Source organism: Burkholderia sp. AU33803, from assembly GCF_002223095.1.
Classification (GTDB): domain Bacteria; phylum Pseudomonadota; class Gammaproteobacteria; order Burkholderiales; family Burkholderiaceae; genus Burkholderia.
The window spans coordinates 46,246-60,934 of the sequence record NZ_NKFJ01000009.1 but is presented as its reverse complement, the minus strand read 5'-3'; the positions used below and the strand labels follow the sequence as shown (position 1 = coordinate 60,934).

10 protein-coding genes are annotated in these 14,689 nt (G+C 63.1%); all 10 read right to left on the bottom strand.

The annotated features are described in order from the left end of the window. Positions 1-44 precede the first annotated feature (44 nt). The 10 genes from CFB41_RS34865 to pepN all read right to left on the bottom strand — a co-directional run bounded on the left by CFB41_RS34865 (position 45) and on the right by pepN (position 14,230). Positions 45-1,811, bottom strand: coding sequence for an ABC transporter ATP-binding protein/permease (locus CFB41_RS34865; protein ID WP_089459810.1), 1,767 nt, complete (start codon positions 1,809-1,811; stop codon positions 45-47). Between the two features lie 61 nt (positions 1,812-1,872). Continuing rightward, complete coding sequence (gene tldD, locus CFB41_RS34860; protein ID WP_089459809.1) at positions 1,873-3,339, bottom strand: metalloprotease TldD; 1,467 nt, start codon at positions 3,337-3,339, stop codon at positions 1,873-1,875. A 25-nt stretch (positions 3,340-3,364) separates the two neighbouring features. Then, positions 3,365-4,675, bottom strand: a complete 1,311-nt coding sequence (locus tag CFB41_RS34855) for a co-chaperone YbbN (RefSeq protein ID WP_089459808.1) — start codon at positions 4,673-4,675, stop codon at positions 3,365-3,367. A gap of 17 nt (positions 4,676-4,692) precedes the next feature. Next, on the bottom strand, positions 4,693-5,070 hold the full coding sequence (locus CFB41_RS34850; protein ID WP_373558643.1) for an ExbD/TolR family protein: 378 nt from the start codon (positions 5,068-5,070) through the stop codon (positions 4,693-4,695). A 34-nt stretch (positions 5,071-5,104) separates the two neighbouring features. Next, the gene (locus CFB41_RS34845; protein WP_089459807.1) at positions 5,105-5,830 is read right to left on the bottom strand and encodes a MotA/TolQ/ExbB proton channel family protein; all 726 of its coding nucleotides are present in this window, start codon (positions 5,828-5,830) and stop codon (positions 5,105-5,107) included. A gap of 30 nt (positions 5,831-5,860) precedes the next feature. Beyond that, the gene (locus tag CFB41_RS34840; protein WP_144029993.1) at positions 5,861-6,526 is read right to left on the bottom strand and encodes an energy transducer TonB; all 666 of its coding nucleotides are present in this window, start codon (positions 6,524-6,526) and stop codon (positions 5,861-5,863) included. Between the two features lie 107 nt (positions 6,527-6,633). Next, the gene (locus CFB41_RS34835) at positions 6,634-8,928 is read right to left on the bottom strand and encodes a TonB-dependent receptor (RefSeq protein WP_089459805.1); all 2,295 of its coding nucleotides are present in this window, start codon (positions 8,926-8,928) and stop codon (positions 6,634-6,636) included. Positions 8,929-9,392: 464 nt separating this feature from the next. Continuing rightward, complete coding sequence (locus CFB41_RS34830; protein ID WP_089459804.1) at positions 9,393-10,367, bottom strand: FecR family protein; 975 nt, start codon at positions 10,365-10,367, stop codon at positions 9,393-9,395. A 42-nt stretch (positions 10,368-10,409) separates the two neighbouring features. Beyond that, entirely contained in the window at positions 10,410-10,901 is a 492-nt protein-coding gene (locus CFB41_RS34825; RefSeq protein ID WP_089459803.1) for an RNA polymerase sigma factor, read from the bottom strand. A gap of 635 nt (positions 10,902-11,536) precedes the next feature. Beyond that, a complete protein-coding gene (pepN, locus tag CFB41_RS34820) occupies positions 11,537-14,230 on the bottom strand; it encodes an aminopeptidase N (protein ID WP_089459802.1) in 2,694 nt (897 codons plus the stop codon). Between the last annotated feature and the right edge of the window lie 459 nt (positions 14,231-14,689).

The following is a 14,689-nucleotide window of genomic DNA, read 5'->3' as shown; positions in this document are numbered from 1 at the left end:
TTTGTGTTTGGAATGGCGCCCGCGACGGGTTGCCGAATCGCCCGTCACGCGGCGTCTTCATTCTTCACGCGATCGGTTTCTCGTAGCATCTGCTCCGCCGTCAGCAATTGCCACGCGCCCTCCGCCTGAAGCCGGAGTACGTTCTGGTGGTACGCCAGCAGCGAATCGCGGTGGCCGACGCTGACGTACGTTGCACCGGCCAGCGCGAGTGCCCGATACAGCGATTGCTCGGTGGCCAGGTCCACAGCGCTCGTTGCCTCGTCGAGAAACACGTAACGGGCGCGCGCAGCCAGTGCGCGTGCGAAGCCGATCCGCTGCTGCTCTCCCAACGACAGCACTCTCGACCAATCGATCACCGTATTGAATCCCCCATGCCTGCGCGCGAGGTCCGGCAGATTGACCTGCTCCAGCAAGGCCTGGAGCTGTTGATCGGTATGCGTGCTTTCCGTCTCCGGGTACAGGATCTGCTCGCGCAGGCTTCCCAGCAGCATGTACGGACGCTGCGGCAGGAACAACACATCCCGCGGCGGCGGCATCGTGATCGTTCCGCTGCCCGTTCGCCACAGTCCCGCCACGGCACGCAGCAACGAACTCTTGCCGACGCCGGTTTGCCCCATGATCAGCAAGTGCTCGCCCCAGCCGATTGCCAGGCTCAATCCTCGCAACAGCGTGCGCTCGCGGCCAGGCGTCTGGAGCGTAAGACGCGTCAGTTGAATCGCGTTGCCTTCCTGATACGCGATGGTTTCCGCACGATCGGCATGGGCTGCGTTCACCGCATCGGCCTTTTCGACGATCTGGGCAAGCCGCACCACATGGGGCGCGGCGGACGCGAATATCGGCATGAACGTCGTCACGCGCTGGATGCCCTGAAGCAGCAGCGTTGCCGACGCCGTTCCTTGCGTCACCACGCCGAAACTGATCTTGCCGCTGAAGTAGAGCGGCACGAGGATGACGACCGGCAACAGCGTCCAGACGACACCGACCAGCGACTCGGTCGACCGCATGATGAAGGCGTAGCGCGCGGTGCCCATCGCGATGTCCACGACCTTGTCCAGCCGTCGCGCCACGCTGCGCGCCTCGGCGGATTCGCCGCGGTAAAGCGCGACCGTCTCGCCATTGCTCCGGACATGCAGGATGCCGAAGCGAAGCTCGGCCTCTGAAACGGTCAGGTCGAAATTCAGGCGAATGAGCGGCCGGTACAGCAGCCACGTCACCACGGCGGAAATGATGCCGTAAGCAATGACGCCGTAGAACAAGAGCGGGGAAATCTGACGAAGCAGCAAGCCCTGGATGCCCAACGTGCCGGCCGAATAGATGGCGATGCGCGGCAACATCGCCGCCATGTTGCAGAACGGCCCCGCTTCCTGCTGAATGCGCTGATCGACGTTGTCGACGTCGCCATCCTGTTCGATCCGGTAGTACGTCCGGCCCCCCAGATACCGGGACATCAGGTCATTCGTCATCCATGCGCGCCAATGGATCGCGAGCCGGGTATAGACGAAATCGAAGAACTGACTGAGGATGCCGTTGTTGATGACCAGGCCGATCGATGTCACGAGCAAGAACAGGCGCCAGTAAGACAGCTCGTGGCGCCCCACCAGGGCATCACTCATCTGCCGGGTCAGGATCGAGACCTTGCCGCCAAGCAGGATCTCGAACAGCGAGAACGCGATGAAGATGCCGAGCGCCAGCCACGAGCGCGATGCGCCGGCTCTCGTCCAGTAGGGGCGGGATATGTCGATGAAACGTCGAAAGAAGCGGCCGTTGAGACTGTAGTCCTTCGGGTCCGCTTGCGTGGTGGCAGTGAACATGTCTTTATTCGTACATTGATCGGGCGCGAAAGTCGTCGAAGCGAGCCGTATCGATCCTGGCTTAATGCGTTCCGCCGACCGTCACCTCGTCCAGCCGCAGTGTGGGCTGGCCGACGCCGACCGGCACGCCCTGGCCTTCCTTGCTGCACGTGCCGACACCCTTGTCGAGCGACAAGTCATTGCCGATCATGCTCACGTACTTCAGCGATTCCGGGCCGCTGCCGAGCAGCGTCGCGCCCTTCACCGGGTAGGTGATCTTGCCGTTTTCGATCATGTACGCCTCGGACGCCGAGAACACGAACTTGCCGTTCGTGATGTCGACCTGGCCGCCGGAGAAATTGACCGCATACAAGCCGTTTTTCACCGACGCGATGATTTCCTGCGGATCCTTGTCGCCGTTCAGCATGTACGTGTTGGTCATGCGCGGCATCGGCAGCGCCGCGTACGACTCGCGCCGCGCGTTGCCGGTAACCGGCATCTTCATCAGGCGCGCGTTCAGCGTGTCCTGGATGTAGCCCGTCAGGATGCCGTCCTCGATCAGCGTCGTGCGCTGCGTCGGGTTGCCTTCGTCGTCGACGTTCAGCGAGCCGCGGCGGTTCGGCACCGTACCGTCATCGACCACCGTCACGCCCTTCGCTGCAACCCGCTCGCCGATGCGGCCGGCGAACGCCGACGAGCCCTTGCGGTTGAAGTCGCCCTCGAGGCCGTGGCCGATCGCTTCGTGCAACAGAATCCCGGGCCAGCCGGCCCCGAGCACGACGGTCATCGTGCCGGCGGGCGCCGGGCGCGCGTCGAGGTTCACGAGCGCCGCGTGCACCGCGTCATCGACGTAGCGCGACAGCACGTCGTCGGTGAAGTAACCGTAGTCGAAGCGGCCGCCGCCGCCGCCGGAGCCGCTCTCGCGGCGGCCGTTCTGCTCGGCGATCACGGTGACCGACACGCGCACGAGCGGGCGGATGTCGGCCGCGAGCGCGCCGTCGCTGCGCGCGACCAGCACGACGTCATATTCGCCGGTGAGGCCCGCCATCACCTGCGTGATGCGCGGGTCGCGCCCGCGCGCCATCTGCTCGATGCGCTCGAGCAGTTTGACCTTGGCCGTCGCGTCGAGCGACGCGAGCGGATCGGACGGCAGGTACAGGTCGTGGCCCGTCACGCTCTTCAGCGAAGCGTCCGCCGTGACTTTCTGCATGCCGCCGCCGGCCGCCGCGATCGCCTTGGTGGCCGCGGCGGCTTGCGCGATCGCCGCAGGCGAGAGGTCATCGGAAAACGCGAACGCGGTGCGGTCATCCGCGACCGCGCGCACGCCCACGCCCTGGTCGATGCTGAAGCTGCCCGATTTCACGATGCCTTCCTCGAGGCGCCATGCTTCGCTGCGGCGTGCCTGGAAGTACAGGTCCGCGTAGTCGACGCGATGCGTGAAGATGTCGGCGATCGTGCGCGTGAGCAGGCTCTCGTCGACGCCGTAGGGCGTGAGCAGAATGTCCTTTGCGACGATCAGATTGCGCAAGGAGGGATCAACGGAGATCATGAATAATCGAAGGAAGGAAAGAGGTTCAAACGGAACGGGGCGCGTTCGCGCTCAGCCACGTCAACAGGGATTCCGCGACATCGGCACAGACGATTGCGGCTTGCCGCGCGCTATCCATGCTGACGACGTCGTATCGCTTCCAGAGGTCCGGGTCCTGCTCCCTGCACTGTTGAATGAATGCCCCGCGGCGCTCGATGAAGGCCGACACCCATGCCGCCCGCGCTGCGGCGTCGTCGCGCGGCGCACTTCCGATCTCGCTGTGCACCTGTTCGGTAGCGCGTTCGATCATCGCGGTGATTTTCTGCTCTTCGTCGTCACGCCAATCGGCCTTGCGGCGAAGCTCCCGATTCACGTACTTCAGGATCATGTGGAGTTTCCCATTGCCCGACCAGTCCGACATGGGACCGGCCAAGCCCTCGAGCATCTGGCTTGCCTCGAGGTCGGCCGACCCGTCACCCACGCCCAGCATCACGGCCGCGCGCTGCAACGCCTCCCATTCCTTTGCCGCGATCTTCTCGCCGGCGAGCTCGCGCGCGTGCGCTGCCTTGATGCGCAACACGATGCCGCGCTCGGTTTCACCCGTGAAGTACTGCGTGATCTCCCAGCGCGAGTGGTAAACGAGTTCATGGAGAACGTCGGTCGCGGCGCGCGCGAGATTCGCGCCCACCGGAATTGCGTGGAAGATCTTCAGCGCCGTCGCATCGGCTTCTTCCGCACCCTCCTTGACTCGGCTCAGGAACATCCAGATCGAATCGACGAGGTCCCCGAACTGCCGTGGTACCCCGACAACCTCCTCGAACTGACCCCGGGCGCCTGCCAGCCGCGTCGAGGGTTCCTGGGCGCGCTCACTGCCGCGCTGCGCATCCGAAAGCTCGTGATAGCGGCTGATGCATCTATCCTTGTGCGCTTCATCGCCGCCGAAGCTGCACCATTCCACGGCCGGTGCATCGACCGCGGCGGCCTCCGGCTCGTTGTTTCCGGCTTCGCTCGCGGCCGATTCCGGCGTCTCCAGCCCGCATTGCGCGAACCATTTCTCCATCGTCATGCGCATCCGTATGGTCGACGGTCCGGTCAGCCTGTCGTGCTCCTTGCCGTTCGCATAAAAGATCAGCGTCGGAATCGCCCTCACACCGAACTTCTTTCCGCCGTCCGGCTCGGAGTCGATGTTCAGCTTCAGGATCTTCAGTCGCCCCGCATAGTCCTTCGCAAGCCGATCCAGATGAGGTGCGAGCGCGCGGCAAGGTCCGCACCACGGTGCCCAGAAATCCACGAGTACGGCTGTTTCGCCCGACACGTCGTCGAGCAGCGTCGCGGCGGTCGTATCAAGAATTGACATCGTTCATATTCCTAAATTTATTTTGATTTCGGCTGCGTGACGAAATCGATTTTCACGAGGCCTGCGCGCTGGGCCGCCGAAAGCAGGTTGGCCACCGATTCATAACGCGCGGCCCGGTCGGCATACAGCTCGATCTCCGGCTGCGGTTGCTGGGCCGCCGCCTGATTCAGCCTGGCATCCAGTGCATCGGCTTCAACGGGCTTCTCGTCCCACATCACCGTGCCGCTCGCGTCGACCGATAAACTCACGTGCGCGGGCCGCGTATCGTTCGGACTGCTGTTCGCACTCGGCAAGTCGAGCTTGACCGCGTGATTGATCACCGGCAACGTCACCATGAACACAATCAGCAATACGAGCATCACGTCGATGAGCGGCGTCATGTTGATGTCGCTCATGACGTCGTCGTGGCTGTCGTCAAAGAACGCCATGTCAGCTCTCCTCGACCGTCGCGACGCGTTTCTGCTCGATCTTCACGCGCACGGAAGCCGTGCGATGGCGGTCCGAGTTCATCAGATACGCGTGCAACTCGTGGCGGAAGCGCGCGAGCTTGTGGACGATCATGCGATTGCCGCGGGACACCGCGTTGTAGCCGAGCACGGCCGGGATCGCGACAAACAGGCCGAACGCGGTCATGACCAGCGATTCGCCGACGGGCCCGGCCACTTGCGCGAGACTGCTCTGCCCCGCCTCGCTGATGCCGAGCAGCGCGTGATAGATCCCCCACACGGTGCCGAACAGGCCGACAAACGGCGCCGTGCTGCCGACCGATGCAAGCGCCCCAAGGCCGCTCGCCATTCGGGCAACCTGCTCTTCGAGCGCCACGCTCAGGCAGCGCTGCAGCCAGTCGTCCGGCGAGAGCACTTCCTTCAGGTGCGTATCGTTATGTCGCTCCGATGCTTCACGCGCGGCCTCCGCGAGATTCTGGTACGGGTTGCTGTGGTCGAAGCGACCCAGTGCCGCACACCCTTCCTCGATCGAACCCGCCTGCCAGAATTTTCGCTCGGCGGCTTTACTCTGCCTTCTCATGCGGATCAGTTGCGCGCCCTTGTAGAGCATGACCGCCCACGACGTCAGCGACATGACGACCAGGACCAGCGCGATGGCGTGACTGATCGTGTCGCCACGATTTACGATGTCTGCGATTCCGTAGTTCATTGCTGTACTCCTCGACGAGCTGCTTGCAGCTCAGTTGTCCAATCTGAATTCAAGTGGTTGAAGCGCACGAACGACGATCGGCGTCCCGTTCTCCAGGTACGGCTTGCAATGCCCGGCGAGCATCGCGGCACGCGCGGCCGCATCGAGTTCTTCGAAACCGCTCGATCCGGTGGTCGTCGCCTCCGTGATGCGGCCGTCGATGCCGATCGTCACGCGAAGCACCACCTTGCCTTCGTGACCCAGCCGGCGTGCAAGCGCGGGATACGGCGGACGCTCGATGTCGCATGAAACGTGCGCCACGCTCTTGGCGTCCTGCCCGCCGGCGAGCGCCATCATCTGCGCGGCTGCCGGCTGCGCCGACGGGGCGCTCGTCGCGCTTGTCTCGACGGGTTGGACGGCGGGCGGCGTAGGCACCGGCGGGTCCGGTTCATGCACTTGCGGGGTCGCCGCCTGGGCCGCACGGGGTGCGTCGTGATGCGTGGCGAGCACGGGCGCGCGGTGCGGCACGGGCGGCTTGCGCGTCACCGGCTTGACGGGTGGCCGCGGCGGAACGGGCGTCGGGGTCGGTTGCGGTGCGTTCACCAGCGTCACGCTGATCGACGATCCGGCCGACGCGAGCTTCCCGGCATGCAGGTCGAGATGGACGTCGGCCTTCCAGAACGCGACCAGCAGCAACGCATGCAGCGCCACTGCCACGCCGATTGCGACAGGCCGTCCATAACCGATACGAACCTTCCGGCCCGCTGCTGCAGGGCCGGATGCTTCCCTTGACGGCAATACGATCGAACTATCCACGACATGCCTCAGAAGTTGTAGCGTCCGGTCAGATAAATCAGTCGGCCTGGCTGCAGGCCGACGATCGCTGAAGTCATCTGGTTCTGATAGAGGGTGCGGTTGAACAGGTTCTTGACGCCCAGGGTCGCCGTCCATTGCTTCGCGTGGTAATACACGCTCGCATCGGTCTGCGCTTGCCCCGGAGCCTTGAATACCCCGAGGCGCGAGTTCGACACTTGATAGCCGCTGCGCGCCTCGACGCCCGCGCCCACCCCCCATCCATGCATACGCTCGCCCTGGAGGTCGTAAGTCATCCAGATCGTGCCGCTATGACGCGGCACTTCGCTCACACCGTCCGTGATTTGCTGCTGATTGCTGAAGGTGTAGTTCGCGAAAACGTTCAATCCTGGGAACAGACGGCCGGTGAGGCTGAGCTCTGCCCCGCGTACCACCATCCCCCCGCCTAGCGTGGCGAAGTTCGTGCCGGGAATGCCAACCAGGACGTTGCTTTGCGCCGTTCTGAATACGTCGGCCGTTGCGCTCAGGCGATCGTCGAAGAAGTTGAACTTGAAGCCTGCCTCGACCGATCGCCCGATTTGTGGAGGCGGCACACTGCCATCCAGCAGGAGCGTTCCATATTGCGGATAGAAACTGCGCAACGCGTTTGCATAAACGGCGACGTTATCCGTGAGCTGGTAAAGGATGCCGAGGTTCGGCGACCATTGCGATTGAGAGGCCGTATTGGTGCCCCATACCGTCCCGCGGGCGATGCTCGCGAGGATATGCAACCTGTCCCAGGTAATCTGATCCTGGAAGTAGACCGTGCTGGAGTACGATTTGACGGGGCTGCCGTAATATTTCGGCGTCCCGGGAATGGGCGGTGCCGAAGCCAGCGGGAATGGGGCAACGAGAAACTTCATGGGCAAACTGGTGAAATCTGTCCAATAGTCGCTGTTGCTCACGCCCACGAGAACGGTTTGCTTGACCGGGCCCAAAGAAAACTTCGCCTGTAGATGATTGTCCAGGTCGAAGCCGTAGGAACGCGAGTGGTCATTGAAGCCCAAAAAAACGGTCTTCCCGGATCCGATGCCGATCGGATCATAGAAATCACGCTGGGCAAAAGTCGATGCCTGATATTGCGCCTTGCTTTCAAACTTGAAGATCGATCCGAGTTGCTGTGTGAAATCGACCGACAGCGTGTCCATCTGGCTCAGTGAATTCTGGGATGGCGTGCTGCGCGAATGAACCGGCAGCGGGTCGTCGCCGACCCGAGGCTGTGTCAGCTGTATCGGCGGTCGGTTGACGACCTGATGCTGGTAGCCGAGAACGATGTCCGTGTTACCCGATTTCCATTCGATCGACGGCGCGACGTAGAAGTTTCTCTGGCCGTCGTAACCGCCGAAAGACTCACCGGCACGCTCGGCGGACAAGACGAACCGATAGCGGAGCGACTTGTCGCTCGTCAGTGCGCCACCCAGATCGATCGAGCTCATCCAGTCGCCATAGGAGCCCGTTTGCAGTGTCAGCTGCCGAACGGTTTCGGTGGTCGGTCTTTTGATCACGATGTTGACCACGCCACCCGGAACCATGGCCCCCGAAAGAATGGAGTCGGCACCTTTGAGCACTTCGATTCTTTCCACGCCGGCCACCGGAATATCCAGCGAATTGCTGGACCCCGTATCGTTGTGGCCATTGCTCATCGTGGCCGCTGTGAAGCCCCGGACACTGACTTGAGCACCGTTACCCCAGTCCTGCACCGTGACACCGCTCACGTTGGCGAGTGCCTCGGACACCGTTTGAGTCTGCTTGCTATTGAGCAGGTCCTTCGTGACGACCTGAATCGACTGCGCGGTCTGCGAAATCGGCGTATCGGTGCGCGTCGCCGTGCTGGTCGAGTCGGCCACGAATCCCTTATCGAGGCTGGCACTGCCGGTGCTTTCACTGACCGTAATCGTCGGGAGTACTGAATCCTGTCCCGACTTCGACGCGCCCGGCGAAGGCGGTGGGTCGGACCGCTTGATGACGTAAGTCTTTGCGTCCACTTGCTCGACGCGCAGGCCAGTACCGTTCAACAGGCGCGCCAACGCGTCATTCACGGTCAGCATGCCCGACACCGCCGGCGCGGCGCGGCCCGCAACGATGTTATCGGGCGCGAGGATATTGACGCCGGCCTCGCGAGCGAGCTGCGACAACGTCGTGGAAAGCGACTGCGCGGGCAAATTGATCGACGTTTGCGCGTACAACGAAATGCTCGCCATGCCGACGACACTGGCCGCCACATGCCTTGCCAACACCCTAGCCACAGGCTGCTTGAATTGCTTCATTGTCCCCTCTCTGTCAGTGCAAAGATGTGAGTGAGCCTTGACGTTGCTATCGGTCAGGCTTCACCACTAAAGACGATGCGGGGAGCAAAAGAGACCAGCCGCGTGCTATTGAAATTTTTCATCGCGACGATAGCCAAATGCTTTTGAATCGCACTGCCTGCGCGAGCCCGAAAGAACGGCTTGTCGGTTGCGTGTCGCCATCGCGAAATCGCTCGGCGGCAGCAAGGTGTGAGGACTGGGGGGGAGCGCCGCTGGAAGTGATCGTGCGTCGATGACGAGCGCGCGTCCGTGCTCGGGCGCACCGGGCGGTGCGACGACCGCGGACCAGGGCCGCCCGATGGAGAGCTGGCCCCTTGCCAGCGCGAAAGCATTCTTCGGCGTTTTCGTTATGCGAGGACGTGTAACGCCGGCGTCGCCTCGGCAGGCGTGAACATTGACGGCAGCGGCAACACGCGGAAGCGACGCTATCGACGCGATGCGATCACGGCGGTCCCGTCCGGCTGAAACTTCACCGTCACGGGGGCGACCATGGGCAACGATCTCAGCAAAACATCTGGATCCGAAATTGAAAACCCGCCCGTCACGCGAAACCGCGCCGCGACGTTATCCGCCAGCACGATGCGGGCGACCCGGTAGCGCTGCAATTCGCGTACGACGCCGGACAGCGGCGTGCCGTCGAATTGCAGGCGCCGATCTTTCCAGCTCACCATCGCGTCGAATTCCTGACTGTCGGATACTTCGACGATCTGCGTTCCGGTTGCCCTCGCCGCTTCGTTGGCGTCGAGATCGACGACAGGGCCGCCCGCGCGGAGCGACAGCTCGACGCGCCCTTCCAGTACCGCGACATCCACATCGGCGGGACGAACGCGTACGGAAAAGCGCGTGCCGACATCGCGGATATCGGTCGCGCCGGCAATCACATGAAAAGGACGCAGGGAATCATGCTTGACGGCATAGAGCGCCTCGCCTTCGAGCATCGTCACTTCGCGGGACCGGAGCCGATTGACGAACTGTATCGACGTCGCGGTGTTGAGGCGCACATGGCTGCCGTCATCCAGAGCGGCGTCGACCTGCTCACCGACAGCCGACGAAAAACGCTGCTCCGACAGTACTGGATTGACCGCCCATGCGGCCACGGCGAATGCACACGCACTGAAACCGACTGCACTCGCGATTGCGGGCCATCTCGGCGCGCGTCGCGCAACTGCTTCCCGGGAAGGTGAAAGATGACGCCTGTAGCGACCGCGCAGTTCGTGCACGAAAGTGTCAACCTCTCGGTCGACGCTCATATGCTCGGCGATATACGCCAGACGTTTCGGATCGTCTCCAGCCCAGCGCTGGAGCGCAGCACGCGCAAGGGTTCGCTCCTCGCCCCGACCAAAATGGATCGTGACGAGGAGTTCGTCAGCTTCGTCCTTTTGCGACTCGGTCCATGTCATCGTTGAAAATGGCACAATCCGTAGCGAATCGAATGATTCATTCTACAGCAAGGCGATTCGGCATTCTTTCATCGCCTGGACCAGGTACTTGCGCACGACGGTCGTGCTGATTCCCATCTCCTGCGCGGTCTCGTCATACGAAAGACCGTGCAACTTGCACAACACGAATGCCTCCCTGCAACGGGGTGGCAACGCATCCAGCGCCTTGCCGAGAATCTCCATCCGCTGACGCGCGGCATAGCGTCGCTCCGGCGTCAGTTCGGACACGGGCAACTGGTCGACGAGTCCGTCGACGTCGTCGAGCGACTGGTGCGGGACACGCTTCCTGCGTCGAGCGGAATCGATCTGCTGATTGCGCGAGATGGCGAACAGCAGGCCGGCCGGCGACTCAACCGGGCGCTGCCCCGCATAGCGGAGCACCTGCTCGAAGGACGACTGCGCGATATCGGCGGCATCGTCGGCGCTCAACTCCCGGGTGAGAACACGGCGGAGGTCGGCGTAGCCCCGCAAGAGATCATCGATAAAGCTAGCCATTTGCGTTGCTCCGTCCCACATCCAGCGATACATGGAGATCGTAAGAATTGACCGGCTGCCGCGCCGTGATCTGACCAAATCAATTTCAAGCGTTCGCCCCTAAGATGACGTCATCATAGCGACGCCAATTTAGAATGAATTTCTTTTTTTGGGCGCTTTTCACTTTTGTCGCGACATAATTTCCTACCGCCTTCCCGATATATTACGTTTCACTTGATATGACGAATCAGGAACGCATAACTCCCGGCGCAAGGGCTTCTGACACACGTTCAAAGAACCCCCTCGATAAGCGGCACGATCTCGTGAAAGAAATATGGAAAGTATTTTTATTCTGAATCACGTCGTCGTTATATCGATAAATTCGACATACGAATTGAAATCTTCCGAATTAAAATTAGTATGACCACGTGATTGCGTCGGCAATACAGAGCGGAGCTGTCCGACATTGCGTCACGTCTGTCGCGAGCGATGCGGGGCGCCGGCGTCTTCCGTCATGGAGAAGTCCATTCGGTGACAAATGCTCCGCACATGATGGGCAGATACGTGACCGCCGCCTTCGGCATCGGCCATCGATCTGCAAGACACATGGAATCCCGCACCACCGGATCAACTGAAATCGCCGACGCGTCCAGCCGTCAAGCCAACGCCTTCTCGACGATCTCGCGCACGTCACGCGATTTCGCACCGGCGGCGACTTGCTCGAGCGCTTCGCGCATCCGGTCGCGTAGCGCCGGCGTGAAGCGGCGCCACAGTTCCAGCGAGCGCGCGAGGCGTGCGGCGACCTGCGGGTTGATCGCGTCGAGCGCGAGCACCTGTTCGGCCCAGAACGCGTAGCCCGAACCGTCCGCCGCGTGGAATTGCGCGGGGTTGGCCGCGCAGAAGCTGAAGATCAGCGAGCGCGCGCGGTTCGGATTCTTCAGGTTGAACGCCGGATGCGCGAGCAGCTTGCGAACCTTTGCGAGCGTCGGCTGCGCGGGCGTGCCGCGTTGCGCGGCCTGCATCGCGAACCACTTGTCGATCACGAGCGCTTCCTTCTCGAAGCGACGATAGAAATCGTCGAGCGCGTGCTCGGCCGGTTCGGTCGCGCCGGCGGCCGCGGCGGACAGCAGCGCGCCGAGCGCGGCCGCGCGATCGGTCATGTTGTTCGCCGCATCGTATTGCGCGCTCGCGAGGCGCACCGCATCGGCCGGATCCTCGAGTTCGGCGAGATAGGCGAGCGCGAGGTTCTTCAGCGCGCGGCGGCCCGAGGCTTCCGGCGTCGGTTCGTAGGCGCCGGGCGTCTGGTGCTGCTCGTAGGCGGCGAGCCATTCCGCGCGCAGCGCGGTCGCGAGCCGGCGGCGCACGAACTGGCGTGCGCGATGCACGGCGGCCGGATCGGCTTCGGCCATCTGGTCGGCGAGGTAGGTTTCCGACGGCAGCGTCAGCGCGAGTTCGCGGAATGCCGGCGACAGGCTTTCATCAGTCAGCACGCGGCGGAATGCGGCGACGAAGTTCTCGCCGAGCGTGAGCGGCTCGTTCGCGGCCGCACGCGCGGCGAGCGTCAGCAGCGCGCGCGTCGCGAGGCGCTGGCCGGCCTCCCAGCGGTTGAACGGATCGCTGTCGTGCGCGAGCAGGAACGCGAGGTCATCGTCGCTGTAGTCGTATTCGACGATCACCGGCGACGAGAAATTGCGCAGCAGCGACGGCAGCGGCTGTTCCGGCACGTCGACGAACGTGAAGGTCTGCTCGGTGTCGGTGAAGTCGAGCACGCGCGTCGTGCCTGCGGCGGCAGCTTCGCCATCGAGACGCAACGGCAGGTCGCGGCCGTCGCGCCCGATCAGGCCGATCGCGAACGGGATCAGCAGCGGCCCTTGCTGCGTGTCGCGCGCGGCCGGAGACGCGTCGCCGTAGCCCTGCGCGAGCGTCACCGTGTAGCGGCGTGCGGCCGCGTCGTATGCGGTGCGCACCGACACGCGCGGCGTGCCGGCCTGGCTGTACCAGCGCTCGAACTGCGCGAGGTCGCGCCCGTTCGCGTCGGCCATCGCGTGACGGAAGTCGTCGCAGGTCACCGCGTGCCCGTCGTGGCGCTTGAAGTACAGGTCCATCCCCTTGCGGAAGCCGTCGCGGCCGAACAGCGTCTGGTACATCCGCACGACTTCCGAGCCTTTCTCGTAGACGGTCATCGTGTAGAAGTTGTTGATCTCGACGTAGCTCTCCGGGCGCACCGGGTGCGCCATCGGGCCCGCATCCTCGGCGAACTGCAGCTGGCGCAGCACGCGCACGTCCTCGATGCGCTTGACCGCGCGGGCCGCCGATTCGAGATCGTCGCCCGCGGCCATGTCGGCCGAGAATTCCTGGTCGCGGAACACCGTCAGGCCTTCTTTCAGGCTCAGCTGGAACCAGTCGCGGCAGGTCACGCGGTTGCCGGTCCAGTTGTGGAAGTACTCGTGGCCGACCACCGATTCGATGTTCGCGAAGTCGGTGTCGGTCGCGGTCTCGGGGTTCGCCAGCACGTACTTCGTGTTGAAGATGTTGAGCCCCTTGTTCTCCATCGCGCCCATGTTGAAGTCGCCCACCGCGACGATCATGAAGCGGTCGAGATCGAGCTCGAGACCGAAGCGCCGCTCGTCCCAGCGGATCGAGTGGATCAGCGAATCCATCGCGTGACGCGTCTTGTCGAGATCGGCCGGCTCGACCCACACCTGCAGCAGCTTTTCCTTGCCCGAGCCGGACGTGATCTTCTCCTCGATCGCGACGAGCTTGCCCGCGACCAGCGCGAACAGGTAGCTCGGCTTGCGGAACGGGTCTTCCCATTTCGCGAAGTGGCGGCCGTCGGGCAGGTCGCCCGAATCGACGAGGTTGCCGTTCGACAGCAGCACCGGGTACGCGGCCTTGTCGGCGCGCAGCGTCACCGTGTACGACGCCATCACGTCGGGGCGATCGAGGAAGTAGGTGATGCGGCGGAAACCTTCGGCTTCGCACTGCGTGAAGAAGTTGCCGCTCGACACATAGAGGCCCGACAGCGTCGTATTCTGGTCGGGTGCGCAGGCGCTTTCGAGCGTCAGCTCGAACGCTTCGGGCACGTTCTCGACCGTCAGCCCGTGTTCGTGCGCACGCACGGCGCCATGCGGCGCGCCGTCCAGCCAGGCGCCAACGAATTCGAGCGCTTCGCCCATCAGCTCCAGGTGCGGCGCGGGCGCGGCGTCCGGATTGCGACGCACGCGCATCGTATTCCTGACGATCGTACGGGCCGGCGCGAGATCGAATTCGAGCGCGACGGAATCGATGAGGAAGGCCGGCGGCGTGTAGTCGGCGCGGCGGATCACGGTTTGGGCGATGTTTTCAGCCATGGTCATGCTTCAGGAAAGGGGTTCTCGCTCTGACATTGCTCGCATCGGCTTGGGCTGATGCGCCAGGAACGATCAAGCGGTCAACGCGAAATCGCGACGCCTGATCGGACCTTCACGCACCTGAGCATCGCGCCGTGCGCGAAACGCACTCGCGCCGCGCTCGCACGTTCGATGCGTGCTCCGAATCGCTTAAGACGATTCAGAACGGCCATTGGACCAGTCGCACTCAATTGTAAATTTGGATTAAAACAGATATTTCATTTATTTTGGCTATTACGTGCCGCAGACCACCCCTTCACAACCACTAACGCCCCTGCAGCCGTGCGCAATTACCCCGAGCTGCCGCCAGACACAAAAAGACCGGCTCGGAAGCCGGGTCATAGTGTCGTCGGGCGCCCTCATGCCCGCGGCACGATCCGCATGCTTTGGAGCCAGGTTTCGTACGGCACGATGTATCGA

Bases quoted from the DNA above. Each gene is read 5' to 3' on its own strand.
- CFB41_RS34865 (WP_089459810.1), bottom strand. From the start codon at position 1,811: ATGTTCACTGCCACCACGCAAGCGGACCCGAAGGACTACAGTCTCAAC.
- tldD (WP_089459809.1), bottom strand. From the start codon at position 3,339: ATGATCTCCGTTGATCCCTCCTTGCGCAATCTGATCGTCGCAAAGGAC.
- CFB41_RS34855 (WP_089459808.1), bottom strand. From the start codon at position 4,675: ATGTCAATTCTTGATACGACCGCCGCGACGCTGCTCGACGACGTGTCG.
- CFB41_RS34850 (WP_373558643.1), bottom strand. From the start codon at position 5,070: ATGAGCGACATCAACATGACGCCGCTCATCGACGTGATGCTCGTATTG.
- CFB41_RS34845 (WP_089459807.1), bottom strand. From the start codon at position 5,830: ATGAACTACGGAATCGCAGACATCGTAAATCGTGGCGACACGATCAGT.
- CFB41_RS34835 (WP_089459805.1), bottom strand. From the start codon at position 8,928: ATGAAGCAATTCAAGCAGCCTGTGGCTAGGGTGTTGGCAAGGCATGTG.
- CFB41_RS34830 (WP_089459804.1), bottom strand. From the start codon at position 10,367: ATGACATGGACCGAGTCGCAAAAGGACGAAGCTGACGAACTCCTCGTC.
- CFB41_RS34825 (WP_089459803.1), bottom strand. From the start codon at position 10,901: ATGGCTAGCTTTATCGATGATCTCTTGCGGGGCTACGCCGACCTCCGC.
- pepN (WP_089459802.1), bottom strand. From the start codon at position 14,230: ATGGCTGAAAACATCGCCCAAACCGTGATCCGCCGCGCCGACTACACG.